The sequence below is a fragment of the Marinobacter nanhaiticus D15-8W genome (assembly GCF_036511935.1).
Taxonomy (GTDB): Bacteria; Pseudomonadota; Gammaproteobacteria; order Pseudomonadales; family Oleiphilaceae; genus Marinobacter_A; species Marinobacter_A nanhaiticus.
In genome coordinates this window covers 4,653,633-4,675,390 of sequence record NZ_AP028878.1, presented here as the reverse complement: position 1 = coordinate 4,675,390, position 21,758 = coordinate 4,653,633, and the positions used below count along the sequence as shown (strand labels likewise).

Annotated in this window: 24 protein-coding genes and 1 tRNA gene; 14 read left to right on the top strand and 11 right to left on the bottom strand. The window is 58.5% G+C overall.

Annotation, left to right across the window (positions count from 1 at the left end):
• Positions 1-28: 28 nt before the first annotated feature.
• The 3 genes from RE428_RS21015 to RE428_RS21005 form a co-directional block, all read right to left on the bottom strand.
• A complete protein-coding gene (locus RE428_RS21015) occupies positions 29-1,876 on the bottom strand; it encodes a sensor domain-containing diguanylate cyclase (protein ID WP_004580203.1) in 1,848 nt (615 codons plus the stop codon).
• A gap of 198 nt (positions 1,877-2,074) precedes the next feature.
• The gene (locus RE428_RS21010; RefSeq protein ID WP_004580204.1) at positions 2,075-2,293 is read right to left on the bottom strand and encodes a hypothetical protein; all 219 of its coding nucleotides are present in this window, start codon (positions 2,291-2,293) and stop codon (positions 2,075-2,077) included.
• A 297-nt stretch (positions 2,294-2,590) separates the two neighbouring features.
• Positions 2,591-3,490, bottom strand: coding sequence for an NAD(P)/FAD-dependent oxidoreductase (locus RE428_RS21005; protein ID WP_004580205.1), 900 nt, complete (start codon positions 3,488-3,490; stop codon positions 2,591-2,593).
• A gap of 150 nt (positions 3,491-3,640) precedes the next feature.
• Between RE428_RS21005 and RE428_RS21000 the strand changes: the two genes are divergently transcribed.
• Positions 3,641-4,057 carry an Rrf2 family transcriptional regulator gene (locus RE428_RS21000; protein ID WP_004580206.1) on the top strand — a complete coding sequence of 139 codons (417 nt, stop codon included), beginning with the start codon at positions 3,641-3,643 and terminating at the stop codon, positions 4,055-4,057.
• Positions 4,058-4,255: 198 nt separating this feature from the next.
• On the opposite strand, the gene gcvA is transcribed toward RE428_RS21000, so the two are convergent.
• Complete coding sequence (gcvA, locus tag RE428_RS20995) at positions 4,256-5,203, bottom strand: transcriptional regulator GcvA (protein WP_004580207.1); 948 nt, start codon at positions 5,201-5,203, stop codon at positions 4,256-4,258.
• Positions 5,204-5,329: 126 nt separating this feature from the next.
• On the opposite strand from gcvA, the gene RE428_RS20990 reads away from it, so the two are divergent.
• Together RE428_RS20990 and RE428_RS20985 are read left to right on the top strand one after the other, a co-directional pair.
• Positions 5,330-5,503 (top strand): RSP_7527 family protein, encoded by a 174-nt coding sequence (locus RE428_RS20990; RefSeq protein ID WP_154660736.1) that lies wholly within the window; start codon positions 5,330-5,332, stop codon positions 5,501-5,503.
• Positions 5,504-5,821: 318 nt separating this feature from the next.
• A tRNA-Thr gene (locus RE428_RS20985) sits at positions 5,822-5,897 on the top strand.
• An 82-nt stretch (positions 5,898-5,979) separates the two neighbouring features.
• Here the strand turns inward: RE428_RS20985 and RE428_RS20980 are convergent.
• Positions 5,980-6,309, bottom strand: a complete 330-nt coding sequence (locus RE428_RS20980; RefSeq protein WP_004580208.1) for a hypothetical protein — start codon at positions 6,307-6,309, stop codon at positions 5,980-5,982.
• Positions 6,310-6,486: 177 nt separating this feature from the next.
• On the opposite strand from RE428_RS20980, the gene RE428_RS20975 reads away from it, so the two are divergent.
• From RE428_RS20975 to RE428_RS20945, 7 genes are all read left to right on the top strand, one after another.
• Positions 6,487-7,326 (top strand): cation efflux transmembrane domain-containing protein, encoded by an 840-nt coding sequence (locus tag RE428_RS20975; RefSeq protein ID WP_004580209.1) that lies wholly within the window; start codon positions 6,487-6,489, stop codon positions 7,324-7,326.
• The gene (locus tag RE428_RS20970; protein ID WP_004580210.1) at positions 7,319-7,660 is read left to right on the top strand and encodes a DUF3703 domain-containing protein; all 342 of its coding nucleotides are present in this window, start codon (positions 7,319-7,321) and stop codon (positions 7,658-7,660) included. The genes RE428_RS20975 and RE428_RS20970 overlap by 8 nt, the downstream gene beginning before the upstream one ends.
• Before the next feature lie 88 nt (positions 7,661-7,748).
• Complete coding sequence (locus tag RE428_RS20965) at positions 7,749-7,919, top strand: DUF2897 family protein (RefSeq protein WP_004580211.1); 171 nt, start codon at positions 7,749-7,751, stop codon at positions 7,917-7,919.
• Between the two features lie 79 nt (positions 7,920-7,998).
• Complete coding sequence (locus RE428_RS20960) at positions 7,999-8,646, top strand: nucleotidyltransferase domain-containing protein (protein ID WP_004580212.1); 648 nt, start codon at positions 7,999-8,001, stop codon at positions 8,644-8,646.
• Positions 8,594-9,019, top strand: a complete 426-nt coding sequence (locus tag RE428_RS20955; RefSeq protein WP_040882407.1) for a hypothetical protein — start codon at positions 8,594-8,596, stop codon at positions 9,017-9,019. The genes RE428_RS20960 and RE428_RS20955 overlap by 53 nt, the downstream gene beginning before the upstream one ends.
• An 87-nt stretch (positions 9,020-9,106) precedes the next feature.
• Positions 9,107-9,685 (top strand): MSMEG_1061 family FMN-dependent PPOX-type flavoprotein, encoded by a 579-nt coding sequence (locus RE428_RS20950; RefSeq protein WP_004580214.1) that lies wholly within the window; start codon positions 9,107-9,109, stop codon positions 9,683-9,685.
• 53 nt (positions 9,686-9,738) lie between these two features.
• Entirely contained in the window at positions 9,739-10,467 is a 729-nt protein-coding gene (locus RE428_RS20945; protein ID WP_004580215.1) for an SDR family oxidoreductase, read from the top strand.
• A 66-nt stretch (positions 10,468-10,533) separates the two neighbouring features.
• On the opposite strand, the gene RE428_RS20940 is transcribed toward RE428_RS20945, so the two are convergent.
• The 3 genes from RE428_RS20940 to RE428_RS20930 form a co-directional block, all read right to left on the bottom strand.
• A complete protein-coding gene (locus tag RE428_RS20940) occupies positions 10,534-11,499 on the bottom strand; it encodes a zinc-binding metallopeptidase family protein (protein WP_004580216.1) in 966 nt (321 codons plus the stop codon).
• Between the two features lie 112 nt (positions 11,500-11,611).
• Positions 11,612-13,282 (bottom strand): ATP-binding protein, encoded by a 1,671-nt coding sequence (locus RE428_RS20935; protein WP_004580217.1) that lies wholly within the window; start codon positions 13,280-13,282, stop codon positions 11,612-11,614.
• A gap of 29 nt (positions 13,283-13,311) precedes the next feature.
• On the bottom strand, positions 13,312-14,109 hold the full coding sequence (locus tag RE428_RS20930; protein ID WP_004580218.1) for a response regulator transcription factor: 798 nt from the start codon (positions 14,107-14,109) through the stop codon (positions 13,312-13,314).
• 232 nt (positions 14,110-14,341) lie between these two features.
• Here RE428_RS20930 and RE428_RS20925 point away from each other — a divergent pair, with 232 nt between their 5' ends.
• From RE428_RS20925 to RE428_RS20915, 3 genes are all read left to right on the top strand, one after another.
• Positions 14,342-15,910 carry a hypothetical protein gene (locus tag RE428_RS20925; protein WP_004580219.1) on the top strand — a complete coding sequence of 523 codons (1,569 nt, stop codon included), beginning with the start codon at positions 14,342-14,344 and terminating at the stop codon, positions 15,908-15,910.
• 3 nt (positions 15,911-15,913) lie between these two features.
• Positions 15,914-16,588 (top strand): hypothetical protein, encoded by a 675-nt coding sequence (locus tag RE428_RS20920; protein WP_004580220.1) that lies wholly within the window; start codon positions 15,914-15,916, stop codon positions 16,586-16,588.
• A 255-nt stretch (positions 16,589-16,843) separates the two neighbouring features.
• Positions 16,844-17,032 (top strand): hypothetical protein, encoded by a 189-nt coding sequence (locus tag RE428_RS20915; RefSeq protein WP_154660737.1) that lies wholly within the window; start codon positions 16,844-16,846, stop codon positions 17,030-17,032.
• Positions 17,033-17,078: 46 nt separating this feature from the next.
• Here RE428_RS20915 and RE428_RS20910 read toward each other — a convergent pair whose 3' ends face one another.
• Both RE428_RS20910 and RE428_RS20905 read right to left on the bottom strand, forming a co-directional pair.
• Positions 17,079-17,780, bottom strand: a complete 702-nt coding sequence (locus RE428_RS20910; protein ID WP_051079765.1) for a porin family protein — start codon at positions 17,778-17,780, stop codon at positions 17,079-17,081.
• A gap of 266 nt (positions 17,781-18,046) precedes the next feature.
• Entirely contained in the window at positions 18,047-18,730 is a 684-nt protein-coding gene (locus tag RE428_RS20905) for a hypothetical protein (protein WP_154660738.1), read from the bottom strand.
• 553 nt (positions 18,731-19,283) lie between these two features.
• On the opposite strand from RE428_RS20905, the gene RE428_RS20900 reads away from it, so the two are divergent.
• Complete coding sequence (locus tag RE428_RS20900; RefSeq protein WP_004580225.1) at positions 19,284-20,279, top strand: DctP family TRAP transporter solute-binding subunit; 996 nt, start codon at positions 19,284-19,286, stop codon at positions 20,277-20,279.
• A gap of 90 nt (positions 20,280-20,369) precedes the next feature.
• On the opposite strand, the gene RE428_RS20895 is transcribed toward RE428_RS20900, so the two are convergent.
• Positions 20,370-21,749 (bottom strand): aminotransferase family protein, encoded by a 1,380-nt coding sequence (locus tag RE428_RS20895; protein ID WP_004580226.1) that lies wholly within the window; start codon positions 21,747-21,749, stop codon positions 20,370-20,372.
• Positions 21,750-21,758: the final 9 nt, after the last annotated feature.

The following is a 21,758-nucleotide window of genomic DNA, read 5'->3' as shown; positions in this document are numbered from 1 at the left end:
ATGGCGGTCCTACCGGGAACGCCGTCCGTTACGATTTCGTCGAGAGCGCCATCGTCAGTTCACTGGTGTCAGCACTGGAAGCCTGCACGCAGTTTCGCCCAGCTGCTTTCGCCGCGTACAGGTTCGCATCAGCGATCTCCAGCAGATTCTGCTCGATGTGAGAATGCCGCGGTGAATGGGCGACGAGGCCAACGCTGACGGTAATACTGACGGCCTGATCGTCGTAGCGTAGTGATAGATTCTCAACCTGGCTGCGAATGTTCTCGGCCACATTGAGTCCGCCTTTCAAGTCGACTTCGGGCAGCAGGACGACGAATTCTTCCCCGCCGTAGCGCGCGACCACGTCGGTTGGCCTGTTGGCACATTGGCCCAGGGTTCTGGCAACTGCCTTTAGGCACTCGTCGCCGAAGCCGTGGCCGTAGGTGTCGTTTACAGCCTTGAAATGATCAGCGTCAATCAGCAGCAGGCATAGCGAACCCCCGTTGCGTACGGCGCGCTGACACTCAAGGGTGAATTGCTCGTCGAAATAACGGCGGTTATAGACGCCGGTGAGACCGTCCGAGATGCTTAGCCGCTTTAGCTTCTGGTTGGCATCTTCCAGTTCTTCGGTCCGGGCCTGGACCATGGATTCCAATTCCTCGTTCAGTCGTTGTTGTGCCAGCAGCATTTGGCTTTGGGCGCGCAGACGTTGGCGTTTTTCCTGGTTGAGACGATCGGCGAAACCCAGCGAGAGCAGCACGACTTCCAGGCACGAACCAATTTCGACCGCATGACGTGTCAGCAAGCTCGGTTGTACAAAACCTGCCGACTCAAGAATGAACAGGCCAAGGAAGAGCAGGTACACGAACCAGGCGGCCGCAAAGATACGCGCCGCCCTAATGCCCTTGAGCGAGTATTTGATCCCCAGGTGGAAGCCTAGTAATACCGCCACGCCGGAGAAAAAGAGTCCGGTGTGGACGACCAGTGCATAGGGCAGAAAAAGGCCGGCAAGCATGATCAGTGGATAGACCACTATCAACCCGTTGACCACGCGATTGTCGAAGGTTGAGCCTGCTTTGGGCAGATCCAGGAAGCGGCGGGCGAAAAGCACCGCCGCCATCGGCATCAGCCCGGTCGCAAAAATGACCGAATAGGCGTTAAGCGACGGGATCTCGGGCCAGAGAAAGCGGAAGGCCATACCCTTCATAACCGACAGCATGAAGACCACGCTCACCAGGTAGGCGAGGTAGTAGAGATAGGCGCGGTCGCGCACCACCAGGTAGATGATCAGGTTGTACAGGAACATCACCGCCATCACGCCAAAGAAGGCCGCCGAGGCCATCATCTCGTGCTTGTCTTCCCGGTCGAAGGCCTCTCTTGTCAGCAGGTCCAGTGGAATGATGATGGCACCCGTGGTCTCGATGCCGATGTAGAGATCGACGGTGTCGACGCCGAGGGAGTCCAGCGGGAACAGGAAGACGGTTTCGGGCAGGGGGCGATCCGCGAAGCGCCGCGCGTCACCCACGGCTGTTTGCCTCAGGACGCTGTCATCTGCAACCCAGGCCAGGCGAATCCGGTCGTGGTGGGGCAGGTTCAGTCGAAGCAGCGCACTGTCACCGATCGGTTCAATGCCAGACAGGCGGATGCGGAACCAGAAGGCGTCAGGCTGGTAGCCATAGTTACGGTTGCCGTGGGTAGGCGTCCAGGCATCGTCACCGAGGTTGATGACATCGGCAAGGGGCGTTCCTGCGGGCAACCGGGTGAACTGCAGGTGAGTATTGAGAGGGATCTTACCGGCCGAGTGAAGCGCGGACACCTCCTGCACCGGTATGGATTGAGCCAGGCTGCAAACGCTGGCCAGATAGAGGCAGAGGCCAATAAGAAGCCATCGCCGCATTGCTGTTCCCCCTGAACTCGAACCCCGACTGCTGTCGTCTGGGCGGGGGTTAGCGCAATGCCGGACAGGCGGGAAGCGGCCCCCAGCCACCACATTCCTTGGACGCGCCAGACTTTATCACAAAAGGTTAAAAAGTATTCATAATCGCTGCGGGGCTGGGGTTTGGATTGCGGTTAATACGTACTCGCAGAGTACGATCTAACCGGTCCTCACACCCAGGCGATCGAGATAGACATGCAGCTCGGCCTCGGTCAGGTTCACGTACTCCACTACGCGCCCATAGAGCATGACAGTCGGCACCGACCGGCCATTCAATTCCTTCTGGGTCTCGTTGAGCACGTGCAGGATGATCCGCTCGGTGCGGGTCAGTCCGTCGCGTACGTCAGGGATGTTCTCGAGGGTGTCGCGCTGGTCCATGTCGGTACCTAATGAGAGGTGCGGGGAAAAGTATGGGCGAGCAGCGTCTAGCCGACAAATACCTTGTCCACAAATCCAGTGGATAACTTTGTGAGCAACCCAATGATAGGTGGGTGAAAGCCGCTTGAGACGGGCGTTCCGGGAAAGTGCGTTGCAAATAACCAGTGCGAAATTTGCTCTGGTCGAAGCCTGCGCAATCGGGGTTTGTCAAGCGGTAGTCGGTGCCGTTGGCGATGGGTCGCCAACGGCCGTTTTAGACGACTATCCACCGACCACGAGCTATCCTCCAACCGTCGGTTATTCACCAAACATGAGCGCACGATGGGCCGCCACGCCAGCCATTACGCCGGAGGCAGAAGCAAAGGTCGCATTGTGCATCTTGTTGGAGATATCCCCGGCCGCGAAAATACCGGTTACGCTGGTGCGCTTGAAGTCATCCACTTTCACCGCCGGTCCCATCGGTCCTTCTTCGAGTTCACAACCCAGCTGCTCCGCCAACATGCTGGCCATACGGGCTTTGGGGCCGATGTAGAGACCTTCCAATTCGACGATGCGGCCATCGGCCAACCGCACGCCTGTAATCGACGACGCCTCGCCGAGGATCTCGACGATCGCGGAATTTTCGACAGCGACACCGCGCTGGACAAGCAGGGCAACCTGCTCCTCATCAGGCATGAATTCACCCTGGGTGAAGTACGTGGTCGGACCCCAGTCCGGAATAATCGCGGCCTGGTGCGTCGAAAGCGGGCCGGTGGCCATGACGCCCAGTTTGCGGTTACGCAGCTCGAAGCCATGGCAGTAGGGGCAGTGGATCACCGTCTTGCCCCAGCGCTCGTTCACGCCGGGGATTTTCGGCAACTCATCGCGCAGGCCCGTAGCCAATATCAGCTTTGTAGCGGTGTAGGCCTCGCCCGTTTCGAGGGTAACGGAGAAACCATCGCCGTCCTGGCCGGCGCTGATCGCTCGACCGCCCACAACCCGAGCCGTGGGGTAGCTCGCCAGTTGTTCGGCGGCCCGCCGCCGGATTTCCCCCGGCGATAGTCCGTCCAGGCAAAAGAAGCCATGGGAGGCCTCGGCGAACCGGTTCCTTGGTTCACCGGCGTCGATCACGATAACTTCCCGTTGGCCTCGCGCCAGCTGCATGGCAGCCGAAAACCCGGCAAAGCTCCCGCCCACAATAATTACATCCGCGCCCATGTTCATGCCCCCCATTTGCCGTTTAGGTAACTTCAATTGTTACTTAATAGGTGTGACAGGCGCAACACATGAAACATTAAAAGTTACGTGATAGCATCAGAGCAGCCCCGATGAACGGATGTACTTTGCCCAAGCGTCCTGAGAGAACCCATGAGAAAAGACAGTCGCCTATCCCGTGTCCTTCACGTCCTGATCCACATGGATCAACTGGACGGCCCCGCCACCTCCGACACCATCGCCGGCATGCTCAACACCAATCCGGTGGTCGTACGCCGCACCATGGCGCTACTGCGGGAGCAGGGATACGTTACATCGGTAAAGGGTCACGGTGGAGGTTGGTCCCTGGCCAAGCCGCTGGCGGACATCACGCTTTACGATATCCACAAAGCGCTAGGGGATAGTTCTGTTTTCACCATCGGCCTGACGGACGAGCACTCCAACTGCGCCATCGAGGCAGCCGTCAACACGGCTATAGACGATGTGCTCGAAGAGGCGGAAGCCCTATTGTTGGCGCGTTTCAAGGCCGTGACGCTGGACCGCCTGCAGTACAAATCGCGACGAGCATAAGCGTGACCGGTCAGGGCGAGACGTTGTCCACACAATCGGTGGATAACTCTGTGAGAAACGTCATGATAGGTGGCGCAAAGCCTTACCGGGTGGGGGATCCGGCTTTCTGGCCGGCTAATAACCAGAGCATCTTTTAACCGTACAAAACCTGCCCGAAACGTCTAAAACATGATCGCCGGCGGCGTTGTGTGCCTCGGATTACTGGCCTGTGCTCTCCGTCTCGATACGCTCCATTCCGGTACTTTCCGCCTCGGCGGCGTCCGTTGCCTGCATCTCGCTCATCAGCCATTCCTTGAACGCCTTCATTCCAGCCGTTAAAGGACGGTGCTTCTGATAGACGAGGTAGAACGCCTTGTGGGTATCGAGCCGGATATCGAACGGTACGATAAGCTGCCCGGTGTTGATTTCCCGGGACGTTAGGGTGCGGTCGGCCAGGGCGACGCCCAGATTCTCTTGCGCGGCCGCCGTCGCCAGTTGGCCGCTGGAGATCTGCAGGCTGCCCTTGGGCACGATGAACTCGACGCCCGCCTGTTGTAGCCAGTTTTCCCATTCCCACTTGCGTTTGCTGACGTAGATCAGCGTGTGGTGTTTCAGGTCTTCCGGTTTTTCCAGGGGGCGGTTGCTCTCGAACAACTTCGGGCTGCATACCGGCACCAGCATCACCTTGCGCAGGAAGTGCACCTCGATATCGTCCCACTCGCCATTGCCGTAGTAGACCGCCATATCCGTACTGGTGCGGTTGAAGTCCAGCAGGCCCATGGACGCATTGATCTGCAGTTCGATCTCCGGATAGAGCTCGCGGAAGCGCGACATGCGTGGCATCAGCCAACGGGTCAGGAAGTTCGGCGCCACGCTGATCTGCACCACATTGGGCTCGTGGCTAGCGGTCAGGCGTTGGGTGGCCATCTCGATCTCGTCCAGTGCGTGCTTGACCGAGGCAAGGTATTGCTCGCCGGCCGGGGTCAGTTCCACTTTCCGCTTGGTGCGGCTGAACAGTGAAACTCCCAAATATTCCTCAAGCGTTTTTACTTGGTGACTGACCGCTGACGCAGTCACGAAAAGTTCCTCTGCGGCAGCCGCAAAGCTACTGTTTCTGGCGGATGATTCGAAAACCCGAAGGGCATTCAGTGGTGGCAGTCGACGCATAGTGGTTTCTACTAAGCATGAAATATTTTCAGCATTCTGCTTAGAAATGATCGCTTTTTCAACAGTCGCTAGGTCCCTAACATTAGCACCGTAGACATGAAGATTTCCCAGACGAGGACACACACCATGACTGACCAAAACCTGAAATTGGACGCATACGGCAACGTCGACATCGACTACTACCTTAAACTGGCCCGTGCACAACGCGCAGAATACGTCGCTCAACTGGGCGCCGCATTCGCCGCTAAAGTAAAGGCCCTGTTCCGCGTAGCGCCGACCAAGCTGTCCCCCAGTCACTGATTAGAGACTGAATGAGTACAGCATTGCCTCGTGTGGAGATTGGTTGGCGAGGCCTCAAAGCCCCGTCAGCCCATCTGCTCCGCACGGCAAGTTCCACTCCCCCGACCTGCGACCGGCTGAACACGCCCGGCCCAGGGTTCAAGCGTTCCCCGCCTTTCTACAGTATCGATAACCTTCTATTGGCAGGCCACCACGGCCCGCAGCATCACGAAGCAGAAGGTTGTTTCCCAAGCCCTTTTTACCGCCGCAAAAATCGACTAATCTGATTGGCGTCTCCAGTCCGCAAAGGCTGTTCCGTTCGTTATGGGCAGCATCTGTGCCGGGATAGCTCAGTAGGTAGAGCAGGGCATTCGTAATGCTCAGGTCGCAGGTTCGACTCCTGTTCCCGGCACCACTTCTCTTTTCAGTGGTTCGTCCTGCTATTTACCTGGCAGCGTGGGAGTTCGGGGAGAGCAAGTTGCTACGTATAGCTCAGATTAGCCAACTGGAGCATCAGCCTGGGGCCTATCCTGGCCGGGGTTGGGAACTGCTGGCTGCATTTCGTAATCGCTCATATAGAACGTCCTGCGATCCAGCAGGTCCCCATTGGGCGCGTATTGGAAATAGCCAAAAACGACGTCCGTGCCTTCCGCCAGTAACCACGTATCGTAGATTCCCGCCACGGCATCGTTCGCTTCCCTGACTTCATACATCTGTTTCTGAAAGCAGCTTGCACAATTGTCGCTGCGGAGTTTTTCGAGCTCAACGATTCTCTGGGTCGGTTTGAGGTTAAGCTTCTGTCGCAGATAGGAAGCCAGTGGTTTCATGACTTTCCTCCTTTTGGTTCCGAAGGTCGGGGACAAGGATTTGACGGTTGCGGACCCGAAAAGTTTTACGTGCCCGCTTGGGAACCGATCGCCCGTTCCGCACAACAAATGGCTTGACCCTGTAGTAGCTACAAGCTTGATCATGGTCCGTAAATAGACCATTGAGAGGAACAGCCGTTGGATAGCTGCTGCGAAAACAAAGCTGGCGAACTGGCTCAATTGCGCGCCAAGCAGGGGCGCGTACTTTACATCGTACTTGGCATCAATGCCGTGATGTTCCTGTTCGAGTTCATCAGCGGCTGGATGGCGAACTCGACGGCATTGCTGGGCGACTCGCTCGATATGTTTGGCGATGCGTCGGTGTATGCGCTGACGTTGTATACCCTCCATCGCAGTGCCCGCGCCCGGGCCGGCGCCGCCTTGGCGAAGGGCGCGTTCATGTTGCTGTTTGGCTTGGTGGTTATCGGCGATGCCGTGCGCAAGAGCCTGCTGGGCGTAGTGCCCGAGGCCAACTGGATGGGGGCGGTCGGCCTGATTGCGCTGGCGGCCAATACGGTGTGCTTCATCTTTCTCTACAGCCATCGTAGCGATGACCTGAATATGCGCTCGACGTGGTTGTGCTCCCGCAATGATCTGGTTGCTAACTCCAGCGTCATCGTTGCCGCGGTGCTCGTGGCGGTCACCGGTACGCTCTGGCCGGACGTCATCGTGGGCCTGGCAATCGCCGGATTGTTCCTGCACTCCGCCTGGCAGGTGCTGACCGAAGCCTGGGCGCAGTGGCGCCATCCGGAGATTGAGGCCGCGCAAATGTCGCCGGAGGTTGCCGGCTCGGCCGTCAATGTAGTGCCAGACTCCTGTTGTGGTCCGGCAGAAACCAAGTCTAACGATGGCTGTTGTGATGACGGAGAGAAGACAGCAACTGACGGTTGCTGTGGCGATACGGCCAAACCCGACGACAGCTGCTGCGATTCGGGCTCCAAGGACACGGGCTTCCAGGGAGAGCGCAAACATGCGTAAGGCGCTGAAGCAGGCCTATCGGCGGGAGCTATCCCTGGCCCGGAAGGCTGAAGCGGTGGCGGATTTTCCGCAGGCGTTCTCTCACTTGGAGCGTGCCCACATCCTCAGCCAGCGTTTCGCCCTGGCCCACGCGGCAACCCACCTGCGTATGCTCTGGCTGGGTTTCCGCACCGACGATAGCAGGGAAGTGCTTGGCCAACTGACGCGGGCCTTTGCCGCCCTGCTGTTCTCCCGCATTTGGGTCCCGCCGGGCAATACCGGACGTGCCAGCGTCAGTGCCTTTGCGTCCATGCCGATCCCGCAGGACCTGGCTGAAGTGCTGGCCGACGCCTGAACGTCTGACACTGATGTTGGCTCAGGACTGACAGGAAAGCCGGCCTGGTTCATCATGGAAGAACGCATCCTCAACAGGGAACATTGTTATGCCTCTCATTGGATGGATATTCCTCATCGTCACTATCGTCCTGGTGGTCGGCGGTCTCATGATCCTGCGCGACAACGCCCGCGACATGCCCATCTCCGAAGACAAGATGAAGCGCATTCGTGAGCGTAAGAAGGAACAGGAGGCCAAGGATAAGGAAGAGGAGTGGTGAGTTCGCTGTCGGGCGATTTTGCGATTTACCCAATTTGGGTATAAAGTTGCCCAAATTGGGTAGCAATCATGGCCTTGGTATGAACGCACCGCAACTCTCCCAACGCACGAGTTTGGCTGACGCTCTATTTGCGGGCACGCGCCAGAAAGTGCTTCGCATACTCTTCCTGCATCCTGAGGAGACATTTTCCATAGCGGAGCTTATTGAGCAGGCGGGTGCTGGCTCCGGTGCAGTGCAGCGGGAAATTAGCCGTCTGGTGGACAGTGGTTTGGTTGCCGTAACCATGGATCGGCGGCAGAAAAGATATACCGCCAATCAAAAGGCGCCTGTCTATCCGGAGTTGGCTTCACTCGTCGCGAAAACGCTCGGTCCGGTGCAGCAGGTCGAGAGGGCATTGGATCCCATCGAGGATCAACTGGTGTTGGCGTTGATCTATGGTTCTGTAGCCCGTAACTCGGATCATGCGGACAGCGATATCGACCTGATGATAGTCTCGGATAGCTTGACCCTGGAAGACGTGTTCAACGTTCTTGAGCCGGTCGAGGCCAGCCTGATGCGCACGATCAATCCGACACTCTACAAGTGCGACGAATTTGAAAGGCGCCGGGCTGAGGACAACCCATTTCTAAGGAAAGTATTGGGTGGGCAGTACATTTTATTGAAGGGAATCATCGATGAACAAACAGGCATTGGACAACCTGGTCAAAATTCACAAACTCCACACTGAACCAAGGGATTCTGCTGAAGTAGACGGATTGATTCGTTCAGGGACCGTAAGATTGAAAGATGCGGCGCTGGAAACGTTAAGTATCGAGAGCCGGTTTGATTTGGCTTACAACGCCGCCCACGCGTTGTCGCTTGCCGCACTACGACAACTTGGCTACCGGTCCGATAATCGCTATCTCGTGTTCCAGTGTTTACAGCACACGCTCGAATTAGCCCCTGCAAAGTGGCGAGTTATTGATCAGGCTCATCGCAAACGAAATCTGGCTGAGTACGAGGGCATTGTCGATGTGGACGAAGCCTCGGTTGAGAGTCTTTTGCGAATAGCTGAGGAGATTAGGCTGGCGGTTCTGGATCTAACTGGCCATGACGAATAACTAGAATACCCAATTTGGGTAATAATATGCCCAAATTGGGTAAGGCGCTTCTCTGGCCCGCCCGGGCTTCTGTCCTCTGAGGAAACTATGTACATCGAAACCGAGCAGCAGTTGCGGGAGATCTACGGGTTCCCGAAAGAAAAGGCGGTGCAGAAGCAGATCGGCGCGCTGGAGAAGCACAGTATCAATTTCATCAAACACGCGCCCTTTTTGGTTATTGCCACCTATGACGAGCGCGAGGCGATGGATTGTTCACCTCGTGGCGGGGAGCCCGGCTTTGTGCAGGTGGTGGACGACAACACCCTCCTTATTCCGGACGCGGCCGGCAACAAGCGTCTCGACAGTCTGGGGAATATCCTCAAGACCGGGAATATCGGCTGCATCTTCATGATCCCCGGTATCAACGAAACCCTGCGGATTAACGGCAAGGCGCGAATTTCCGTTGCCGACGATCGCCTTGAGCGGTTTCCTGAAGTGGACGGGCCGGGCTACCCGGCGAAGGCCTGCATCGAAATCACCGTGAAGGAAGTTTTCCTGCACTGCTCCCGGGCGTTCCTGAAGTCGAAGCTGTGGGACAGCGAATCGCAGGTTGACCGGGCGCTGTTTCCGAGCATGCTGGAGATGATCAATGATCAGCTGGCGGAAAGGGCTGAAGTTAGTAGTTAAAGGCTGACCGGTATTTACCGGAAAGGGTAAGCAGGAAAAGGGAGAGCAGGGAGATGCAGAACAGCCTGGAAGGAAAGGTTGCCGCCATAACCGGAAGTGCCTCCGGCATCGGGTTGGCGAGTGCCGAGGCGATGGTGGCTGCCGGCGCACGGGTGGTGCTGGTTGACCGCGACGAAGCGGCATTAACCGCCCTGGCTGAACAACATGGCGATGCGGTCGTTCCACTGGTCGTGGATCTGCTCGACCCCCAGCAGTGTGCAACGCTGATGCCTCAGGTCCTCGATGCGGTAGGCCGGCTGGATATCTTCCATGCTAACGCGGGGCTTTATATCGGTGGGGATCTGGTAGACGCCGACACCAGTGCCATCGATCGCATGATGAATCTCAACGTCAACGTGGTGATGAAGAACGTACACGACGTGTTGCCGCACATGATCGAGCGCGGCACCGGTGACATCATGGTCACCAGCTCCCTGGCGGCGCACTATCCCACGCCTTGGGAGCCGGTTTACGCATCCTCCAAGTGGGCGATCAACTGTTTCGTCCAGACCGTGAGGCGCCAAGTGTTCAAACACGGCATTCGTGTGGGTTCGGTATCGCCGGGGCCGGTTATCAGCGCGTTACTCGATGACTGGCCGGCGGAGAAACTGGCGGAGGCCAAGGCTGCCGGCAGTCTGATCGAAGCCAGCGAAGTGGCGGATGCTGTTCTCTACATGTTGACCCGGCCCCGGCACGTGAATATCCGGGATATGGTCATCATGCCTACCCATTTTGATCTTTAGGCGTCTGCGCGGTGCGACGTTCTACCGCGCAAGCGCCTGGTTTCCTGTAGATACCGTCCAGCGACATCAACGCCCCTGGGCGCCCCGGCGTAGCCAGTCATGCACGAAAGCGAGCTTACGGCGGGCCACATCCGATAGGACAAAGGGGTAGAGGTCGGAAAGCCCCATGGATCGGTTGACGTGATTGACCCCGATGGCTACTGCTGTAGCGATATGAATCAGTCGGTCTGCGTCCGTTTCAGAATACGGATCCCAGTTTGGCCCCGGCAAGTCCGGCAATGACAGACCAGCGCCTACGAAGCTATCCGTGATATCGGTCAGATGTAATAGATGGGCGGCGGTTTCGGCCCAGTCCTCGTGGGGGTGTGCGGAAGCGTAGGTCGTCAGGAAACGATCCATCCAATCCGCTGGGGGCCCCTGGTTGTAGTGCCGCTGAAGGGCCTGGCCGTAATCTTCGCGCTCATCGCCGAACATGGCGCGGAAGGCGTCGAGAAAGTCCTCACGCAAACTTAGCCGCCACCAGAGCATATGTGAGATCTCATGACGCATGTGCCCGATCATGGTCCGGTACGGCTCCTGCAGTTCTTCGCGCCGGGTCGTACGTACGACGGGATCGGCCTCGGCCACGCTAATCGTGACTACTCCGTCTGCGTGCCCCATATAGACCGGTGTACGGCCTTCGGCCAGCATCCGGAAAACGGGACGCACGCCCGGATCCTCCGGACGGAACCAGTTCCAGCGACCGAGATTGTCGAGAACCCAGCGCTTGGCTGCCTCCGTTAGTGCCCAGTTGGGTATAGCGTTTTCGATGGAGGGGTCTGGCGCCAGTGTCGTCATGGCACAGGACCGGCAAAAGGCACCTTGTTCCGGTGCAATCCAGTTGCAGCCAATAACCTCCCGATTGATGCAGAAGGGCGGCATGGGTAGAAATGACCTTGCCTGGGGATCATAGGCTACCGGGGTCCCCTCGGCGGTGGCGAGGTTGTCGAACCAGAGTGAGCCGGGGCCCACTGGATTAGTGAAGACGCGCATGGGAGTAGGCCTTCCGTGGTGAGCTGAGAGCCAGTATATGAACGGCTGGTCTCGCCCGTCGAATTAAAACGTGTCCACTCGCATGTTAAGGCGGGCTACGCATTCCTGGTCCCTATCCTAGATCCTGAGCGTGGGCCTTGAAATGGGCATCCAGCCGTTCGACCTCGGCGTCGAATTCCTCGATGCCGTCCAGTTCACTGCTCTCCAGCCGGTGCTGCGCAGTCGGTAGTCGGACCTCGAACTCGACGCCGCTGATATCCAGGGGCTCGAAGCTGAGACTGCAGGCGTTCCGTTTGGGCTGATAGGTGAAGCGCCAGCGCGGTCGTTCCGGCTGGCCCGGGTCGAAGAACTGTTGCTTGCCCCGGCTCTCGATGCCGTCCACCCGCTGGGTTCGCTCGCGGCTATCGCCGCCGGTGGTGGTGACTTCCAGGCTGACCAGGGGAGCGGCAAAGGTCCATTCCAGGCTTCTGTCCCACTCAGCACCTGGCAGCCGGCATTGGGGCTTGTCGTCCTGCAGTTCGACATCTACTCGCTCGGTGATGATTTCGCCGTTCTCCAGTTGAATCCGCACGGTGTACTGGGTTTCGGGCGTGGAAATATTGCGCACCGCTATCTGGCCTTCGTAGCCCTTCACGATCTCATTGACGAAGTACAGGCCCAGGCCGCGGCCATGGTGCTCCTGCACCCGGCGGGTGGAAAACCCGAGTTGGAACAGGTTCTGGCGATCCTCGTCCCGCAGGTGCGGCCCTCGGTTATAGACCCGCAGGCAGGCATGGCCTTGCTGCTCATAGAGCGTCAGCGCCACCGGCGCGAACGGGCTGCTGTAGCCGCGTTTGCGGGAGAAGAACTGCGCATTCTTCAGCAGGTTCTCCAGCAGCAGCACCAGGTGATTCTCGTTGCCAAGCAACTCGTGCACCGGGTCCAGGTCGACAAACCACTGATTGTCCGCGTGCCGGTAGTCGCCCTCTTCTTCCAGGGCCGGCAAGGGTTCCGGCGAGACCTGGGCCAGTGCCCGCAGGGCGGCCCGCTGGGGTGGGTAGGCGACGGCGTAGGGGTTGCCGTTGGTTTCGTTGCTGAGCACTTGCTGGTAGTAGTGTTCCTCGCACTCGCACAGCAGGTTGCCGATATGCAGGGCGAGATTGTCTGCGGTAGAGAGATCGAGCAGGTCCCACAGGTAACGCATGGACGCGAGGGCGGCTTCCATGCTTTCACGGTCGAGCATCGATTCCTCCGCTTGCGCGGCGCGCTCGGCCTGCTGCAGGGCGGTTTGCACCTTGTCGAAGCTGATCACGCCGTTGTGGCGCACTTCCGCGGCGATACTCTTGAAGTGCAGGAACTTCTCGTCGTATTCGATGTAGTCGAGCAGTTTGTCGCTGATGAAGCGCTTGAGTTTATCGGCGTGACCGGAATAGGTGTGGGCCTTACGCTGGAGCTGCTTCTTGCTGTCCCAAATCTCCCGCACGCGATTGCGCAGGCGCTGCACGTCCTCGCGCTGACGGGTCAGTTGACGCCGGTAACGGCGCAGATCTATGAAGGCCAGCACCGCCACCCAGATCAGAACAGCGCCATTGATGGCCGGGTGGAACCATTCCTCGGGTATCCGGTAGAAACCCTGGAGCAATGGATCGACCTGAAGGGTCAGGAACGCGAGTCCAATCATCCCGCCCATAATGGCCAGCCAGGGGAAGGTAATGGTCTGCACACCGTCCTCGGGGTAGTCCATCGCGTCTTCGCGGTCTGCGGTGACCGCCGTTTCGGTGGTTTTTGTTACGGTGACTGTCATGATCTGATCCGTCTACTGCTGATCGGTTTTCAGCCGATCGACTTCCAAAAATAGGCACCTTCGTCGCCAAAAGTGACGATGCCCTGTCCCTGTTTGCATAGCGTCATGAATTGCCCGTCCCCGCCCGTGGCCTGTTCGATGGAGAGACGTAGGGTCCGGATATGCTGGCGGTAGTTGGCGTAGGAGAAGCGCTCCAGGTCGGCATCCAGCCTCTCCGCGATCTGTGCTGTGCTGAGTGGCCGGGGCGATGCCTCCAGCAGGTAGCGCAGGATCTTGCGCGGGGTCGGCGGCAGCGGGCGCCTCGCGTTGCTGGGGTTCATCAGCTTGCGGCCCTGCCAGTAGGCTTCCCACGTGGTGGTATCCAGGGTCAGTTCGCCGCTACGCAGCACGTCGCTGGCTTGTCTCTGGCCATTTTGACTCAGGCTGTTCTGGCGCAGGCGCGACTTGATGCGCCAGCACAGTACCGACTCGATATTGCGCTGGTGCTTGGCGATGAAATCCTGCGCACCGGTCATTTCAAAGGCTTCCTGTTCGATGATCGTGCCGCTGTGTTCGGACAGGTAGATCACCGGCAGGTCCGGCCATTTGCGCTGAAGGGCGCGGGAGACGGAAAAGCCCGCCGCGTCGTTGCCGTTCATGTTGGCATCGAGCAGGGCGATATCGGGAGGCGTGTGGGTATCTGCCAGGCGGATATGCTGGCATGCCGCTTCGGCGAACTGGAATACCTGCACCTGCGTCGGACGCTCGTCGAACTCGGTGGCTTCCAGTACCGGCTTGAACTTCTCGATCCAGTGAGACTGGTCTTCAACCCATAGGATGGTGGCCATGCGCTGCCCTCGTCGTTCCCTGTCGAGGCTCCTCTCTCTTATTCCGCTTTTTTTGCAAGGACTGTCACCTGAAAACTACAGCGAGCATACCAAGCCGGACGCGGCAGCTCTTCGCAGAGCTACATAAAGCTACAAAAATCCTGGAACCGGCCATTTCTACTCACAGATTTTTCACCGGGCTTTCCGAGCATGGGGTCGTCCAATCACGGAAGAACATAACGAGGTGTATCCCATGTTCAATGAAATGCTCACCATCTGGTCTGATTCGCCGGCCCTTTCGCTGGCGGTCTGGCTGGCTATCGCCATCGTGCTGCTCTATGCCGGCCGTCCCCATGCCCACCAACTGCTGCGCAGCACCGGTCGCGCGGTCTACACCAGCCTGCGGCTGGCCAGTGTCAGCCTGCATCGGCTGGAAGCGCGGGTCATCGCCCGTAACCACGATGTACTGCTGGCCGCCGGCAGGGAAGCCGCCGAGAAAACCATCGAGCGCGAGTTCAATCGCGTCAACGCCATCGTCGAGCGCGACCTGAGCCAGTACCCGGTACTGCATCGCCGACTTACCGACACGCTGGAAAAGATCCAGCAGGACTACCACGACGCTATCGACAACGCCCCTATGCCGCCGGCGTGGCAGGACGTGCTCGATACCCTGTCCACCCTGCCGCGTTCGGGTGATCCTGCGGTGGCCAGCATCCTCGAGAACATCTGCGAAGTGGTGGAGGATTCCCACGAGCAGACCCTCAGGGCCTACCAGGAGAGCACCAACGAACGCCACGGTATCCTCAAGGGGATGCAGCCGGATTGGCGCACGCTGACCAACACCATGAAGAGCGTCAGCCAGACGATCACCGGGCTGGAAGACCGGGCGCGCAAGATCGACAACCAGATGGCCGACTACGAGAGCATCCGCAAGGCCGAAGACAAGGCTGTCAACGCGCTGACCTCGTCATCGCTGACCCAGTTCTTTATCGCCAGCCTGGTGCTCGCCATTGCCGTTTTCGGTGGCATCATCAACTTCCACCTGATCTCCATGCCGATGGCGGAGATGGTGGGCGGTGCCAGCTACATCGGTTCGGTGCGCACCTCGGATGTGGCCGCGCTGGTGATCATCCTGGTGGAAATCGCGATGGGGCTGTTCCTGCTGGAATGCCTGCAGATCACGCGGCTGTTCCCGGTGATTTCGAGCCTGGACGACCGGGTACGCAAGCGTATGGCCATCGTGGCCCTGACGATCCTGGTGATTTTCGCCGGTATCGAGTCGTCCCTGGCCTACATGCGCGACCTGCTGGCTCTGGATGCCGAAGCGTTGCAGCAGACCCTGGCCGGCGCACAGCCCGGTGAGCCGAAATTCCGTTGGGTGCCTTCCATCGGGCAGATGCTGCTGGGCTTCATCCTGCCGTTCGCGTTGGCCTTCGTCGGCATCCCGCTGGAGTCGTTCGTGCACTCGCTGCGCACTGTATCCGGTCTGCTGGCGCTGGGCGTGCTGCGTACGCTGCGCGTGGCCCTGCGGATGATCGGCGGTGTCACCAATCACCTGAGCAAGGTCCTGGTCAACCTGTACGACGTGTTCATCATGGTGCCGCTGAGTATCGAACGCTTGGTCATGGCTCGCCGGGACTCCCCCACCACAAACGTCCGTGCCACAGAGGCCCAGTCAAAGGTGAGTGCCGAAAGTCCGGATTATGGAGATGGGACGCTTGAAACCCGAACCACAAAAACGCCGCGCAAGACCCGCCGCAGTAAAAAAGCGGATGAGGATACGTTTGCGGATGACCTGACACTGAACCCCGGGGAGGCCTGAGCCATGAGTGCCAAAAAGTGTACCGTTGCAATGCGCCTGGTGTCGGTGCTGATGTTGAGCCTTTCCCTGGTCGGTTGCGGGCAGGCCGCCGACCACAGCCGGGCCGCCTTCGTGCTGATCGATATCTCCCGGGACTACGCGCCGGAGTTGGAGAAGGCCCAGCGCCTGAGCCACTACCTGCTGACCCAGTTGGATAGTGGCGACTCCCTGGCGATCGCCTTTATCGACAACAGCAGCTTCACCGAGCGCAATGTGATCGCGCAGGAAACCTTCGACTATCGCTCCAGCGTGGCGAATCGCCAGAAGCGGGAATTCCAGGCCAAGGTGGTGTCCTTTATCGAGAAGTTCCACCAGCCCAGCTACCACAGCGACATTACCGGAGGCGTGCTGTTGGCGACCGACTACCTGCGTGGCATCGACGCCAGGGACAAGCAGCTGTTCATCCTCTCCGACCTGCACGAGGACTTGCCGCCGCAGCTCAAGCGCGATATGGCCATGAACCTGAAGGATGTGGAAGTGGTAGCCGTCAACGTCAAGCGCCAGCTCAGCGACAACAATAACCCCGCGGCCTATTACGACCGCCTGGAGACCTGGAAGGCCCAGGTGGAGCAGGGCGGTGGTCACTGGAAGCTGGTCAACGACATGGCCCAATTGGAGCGCACCATTGCCGTCAGGTGAGTCCGCATGCGTTCACGTCTTCAGGCATACACAGAGCGACCATATGCATGCCGGCACGACTTGAGGAAATTACGGACCCGGTTGGGGCCGGCATCTAAACACAGTTGTATGCGGAGAAGCGCGTCTTCGGGTTTACTGGCGCGCTTCTTCCAACATCAAGGTTTCTGCGGTAACTCGCATGTCGCCTGCAGTAATTCGGATGGGGCCTGCAGCAAATGGGATGTGGAAAGGAAGACCACGGCTATGGGAAAGGGAATGACGAAAATATTGCTCGACTACGGCGTACTCAAGCTTATCGCGGAATGTCCCTGTACGAGTTCACCGCGGTACAGCGTGCATCTCGAAGGCGAGGGCTCGCTGCTATCCACCCGCGATTACACCATCGCATACGACTATTTCTACATGGTCGCGGGGCCGCTGACCCAGGAGAGGGATCGCTCATAGGTCTGGACGGGAAGGGAATGGGTTGGTGCGAAGCTGTAGGTACTCGCTAACGTCCGCCAAAGCGCCAGCCAAACTCGACCCGCCAGATCCCGAAATCCGGGTCGGATCCCAGACCGCTGCCGGTCATTTCATAGTGATCGACGCCGCCCTGGATGTAGTACTGGCGATCCAGGTCGTAGCGCACGCCCAGGCCGCCGCCGTAGGAGAATCGTGTGTCATCGTAGGTGTTGTAGAACTCCGAACAGACATAGCCCCACCACGGATCCCACCAGCACACGCCGGCTGGCACATCATTGGTGACGATATTCGAGTCGATATAGGTCCAGCCCAGACCGGCCCGAACGTAAGGTGTCAGCGGCCCCTGCAGGAAGTTCCAGGCGCCGTAGAGTTGACCGTTGAAGACGTCCATTTCGGCATCGATCTTCTGCCGCATGCCGCCATCCACGCCGATAGTCGCGGTGTAGTCCGGACTCAGGAACGAGAGCTCGGCGCCCAGCTTCAAGTGTTCGTTGACGTTGTAGCCACCGTCGAAACCCAGGCCGATGGAAGAGTCGATGTTCAGTCGTGAACCGTTCTTGCCCTTGCTCGATTCATGGAAGTTGCCAAGCAGGTGGACCGACATATCCCACGAGTGGGCTCGATCTGCCAGAACCGATAACGGGAAAAGCAGTCCCGTGACAACAAACAGTCTTGTAAGCCTGAAAAGCATCCTCTCGTGGACGAATGCCCTGAGCTTCTGGAATTCCACAACGCCTCCTGTCGATCATGCGGTTATCGCTCGATCCTATTCTTATATCTCGATCTTTTTTATATAGAGAGACATCGCTGGTCCTTGAGCCGAAGAGACGCAGCCTCTCTGAAAGCTGGCAAGTCCTGGTCGCTCGAAATCCTTGGCCACTCACAAGGTGTTGACAGCTTTAAAGTCTGTAAAAGCTAAAAGTCTTCCCTTCGTACCTCATTTTCCCCCTGTTCAATCGCCAATATCCCTTAAACAGATGCGCCTCTGCACTTGCATTACTCTGGCCCATCGGGGCCTTCCACGGACAGGCTGATGGCTGCGGTTTTCTGGATGACCACCTCCTGACCGACCTGGTCCTGGTTTAATTCGACATCGTCACGCACCGGGACTTCCCGGCTGGTGCCGTCCGGGAAGAGCAGGATAGCCGTGTGACTCTCAAGGTCGACGCCAGTCACCACCGCAGTCATTTCGATGACTCCGGCGGCAAAGCCCTCGGGTTTCTGACCCTCCATCGCACGTGCCGAAACCGCGCTGACCCCGTCGTCGGGAAGGTCTTCGAGCGGGCGAAGATAAACCACAGTCTCCTCGGTGTAGACCAAGGTAACGCGGTCCCCACGGTCGATTTCATCGAAGTTGATGGCTTCGGGGCCGACATTGATGGCGACTTCCCCGCCTTCGTCGTCTTCGAGCGTAACCGAGCGGGTGTCGTAGTCGATGCTCTTGACTGTGGCGTCAATACGGGCGGTGCGGATAACCACACCGCCGGGAACGCCTTCCATGGTGGATTCCGCTTCCGAGACGTCCGCCCTCAAGGGTTTTGGCGGTTCTTCGGGTTGCTGTGTTGTGCAAGCTGTCGACAGGCTGGTGATGACTACAGCGGCCAAGAGTGTGCGGATAAGGCTTCTAGCGGTCAGCACCGGTCTGGAAGCGAACACGGGAGACAAGCGATCGGTCGTCATGGGGCTGGATCCCTCTGGCCGGGTTGTGTGGTTTACGTCCTTGATCTGCTGACAGGCAAAACGACCACACACAACCGGTTCTGGGACGCCAGCGTTTGATTATAGGCTACTCCGAAATGACCTGATGCGGAACATGCCGGAAGCTCAGGGCGAGACTGATGACTCAGCCATCGATAATTTTGAGCATGACGAACCGTGCGCATGCCATGGCAGGACAGGCCAAGTGGTGGGTGGATTGCCGCCTACCAAAGCCGGGCGCTGGCCTTCGCTGGCCGAAAGGATGCTGTTGCGCCACGCCAGGCGCGGGCTCCGTGTTTTGTGTGTGATGGGTGAAAGTCGATACTGATAATGGCGTGGATGGGTGGAAATCTACCCCTTGGCCTGTAAAGTTCCGTATTTTCTGTTACTTAGCGCATTGTTTGGGTAAGTTGGCTTTTCCCGCAGTCTTATGTACCCCGGTTTTAAGGCGGCTTGGCAACGTTGGCCTTTGTCTTGCAAACCCGCTCCTTTGCTGTCCGCCGTCCAGTGACAGCAAGCCTCAAGGAGCACGTGGATGAAACTGCAGTTCAAGACGATCTTCCTATCCATTTTCGTAGGTGTATTGCCCGTGGCTGTTTCGGCCAGTCCTGAACCCCTGGTCTTTTCCCATGTGGTTAGCCCCGACACGCCCAAGGGCAAGATGGCGACCATGTTCAAAACCCTGGTCGAACGCACTCTCGGCGATAAATACACGATCGTGATTCGGCCGAATGCCGAGATGATGGACGATGATGACGCTATTGATGCGGTTGCCCGCGGTAAGATCCATTTTGCCGTTCCTTCGGTATCCAAGTTTCAGGGTTATACGGACAAGCTGAAGATCTACGACCTGCCGTTCCTGTTCCCGGATCACGAGGCTATTGAGCGCTTCCAACAGGGTTCTGCCGGTCAATCGCTTCTGACGAGCATGGATGCAAAAGGTATCCGTGGCATCGGCTACCTCTACAACGGCATGAAGCAGCTGACCGCCAACAAACCCTTTCACGAGCCGGCAGACCTTGCCGGCCTGAGCTTCCGTATCATGGACTCGGACGTGCTCGAGCAGCAGTTCCGTACCATCGATGCCATCCCCCTGCCGATGGCATTTGCGGACGTCTACCAAGGGCTTGCCACCGGCCTGATCCAGGGGCAGGAGAACACCTGGTCCAACATCTACTCGCAGAAGTTCTATGAGCACCAGCCCTACATCATGGAGTCCAACCATGGCGTCCTCGACTATATGGTGATCACCAACGCCCGTTTCTGGGGTAACCTCAGCGAAGAGGACCTCAGGCATTTCGAATACGCACTGCAAATGGCGCTGGAGTACGGCAACTCCGTGTCAAAGGCGAAAGCCATGAACGACCGTGACGAGATCCGCCGCATGAGGGACATCGAACTGTTCAAGCCCACCCCGAGTGAGCTGAGGGTCTGGCAGGATGCAATGAAACCGGTGTGGGAAGCCTACGAGGACGAGATCGGAAAGGACCTGATCGACGCGGCGCTCGCAGCAGGTCAGACCGAGACCTGAACATCGCGCACGGAGGCTGGATCTGATCGTCGACCCAGCTTCCGTGCCCCGTTACAATCGCATGTGTTGAACGCCCCCGGCGGGTGCCCTCTACATACCCTCGGTGACGTCGTGGAACGCCCGGTCCAGGCGCTCGATCACAATGTCGACCTGTTGCTCGGTAATGGTCAGCGCCGGGCTGAAATTCAGGATGTTGTTGAATCCGGTCAGGCTACGATTGGTGCGACCGATCAATAACCCGTGTTCCTTGCACTTGGCGGCGATAGCCATGGATATCCTTTCGTCCACAGGTTGTTTGCTCTGGCGATCGGTCACCAGTTCGATACCCAGGAACAGGCCCTTGCCGCGCACGTCCCCGATCAGTGCATAACGGTCAGCGAGTTCCCGGAAACCGGCGAGCAGTCGTTCACCCTGACGGGCGCTGTTTTTGACCAGTCCCTCGCGCTCAATGATGTTCAGGTTGGCGAGTGCTGCCGCCTGGGAGGCCAGACATCCGCCGAAGGTAGAGATATCGCGGAAATAGCCGAGCGTATCGCCTTCCGCCTCCTGCAACATCTCGTAGACGCGTTCGGTGGTGACCGTGCAGGAAATCGCGGCATAACCGGAAGCGACGCCCTTGGCCATGGTGACGATATCCGGCACGACATCGTAGTGCTGGTAGCCAAACCAGGCCCCTGTCCGCCCCAGTCCGCAAACCACTTCATCCATGATTAGCAGGAGGTCGTAGCGGTCGCAGATCTCGCGAACCTGCCGCAGGTAGCTCGACGGAGGCGGGATAATGCCTCCACCCGCGGTAATGGGTTCGATGATGACCGCGCCGACGGTATCGGGACCTTCCTGCAGGATCACCTCTTCCATCGCTGCGGCAGCCCGTAGGCCGTAGTCCTCGACATCACCGAACTGGCTGCGGTACTCGCAACAGTGGGGAAACTCCACGAACCCGGGCATGAACGGGCCAAATTGTTCGCGGCGCTCTGCCTGACCGCTGGCGCTTAGCGTCGCGAGTGTGGTGCCGTGGTAATCCCGGTCACGGTAGAGAATCTTGTGTTTCTTACCATCATGGAATTTGTGGGCGATCTGACGCACCATCTTGAACGCTTTCTCGTTAGCCTCGGAGCCGGAGCTGGAGTAATACACGCGGCTCATGCCCGGCATCTTGCCGAGAAGTTTTTCCGCAAAGGCGGCCGCCGGTTTACTGGCCATCGACCCGGCGAAATAGTTGAGGTCCATGAGCTGCTGGTAGACCGCATCCGCGATTTCCTTGCGGCCGTAACCGACATTAGTCACCCACACGCCCCCGGCGGAGGCATCCAGGTACTCCTTACCGTCGCTGTCCCAGAGCGTCAGGCCTTCCCCGCGCACGAACATGGGAACGCCGGCCGATGCGGCCTGCCCGGTCGTCAGGTGATGCCATACGTGGGTTCGGTCCCAGGTTCTCAGCGTGTCGATATCCTGTTCGAACGTATTCATCGGTCCGCT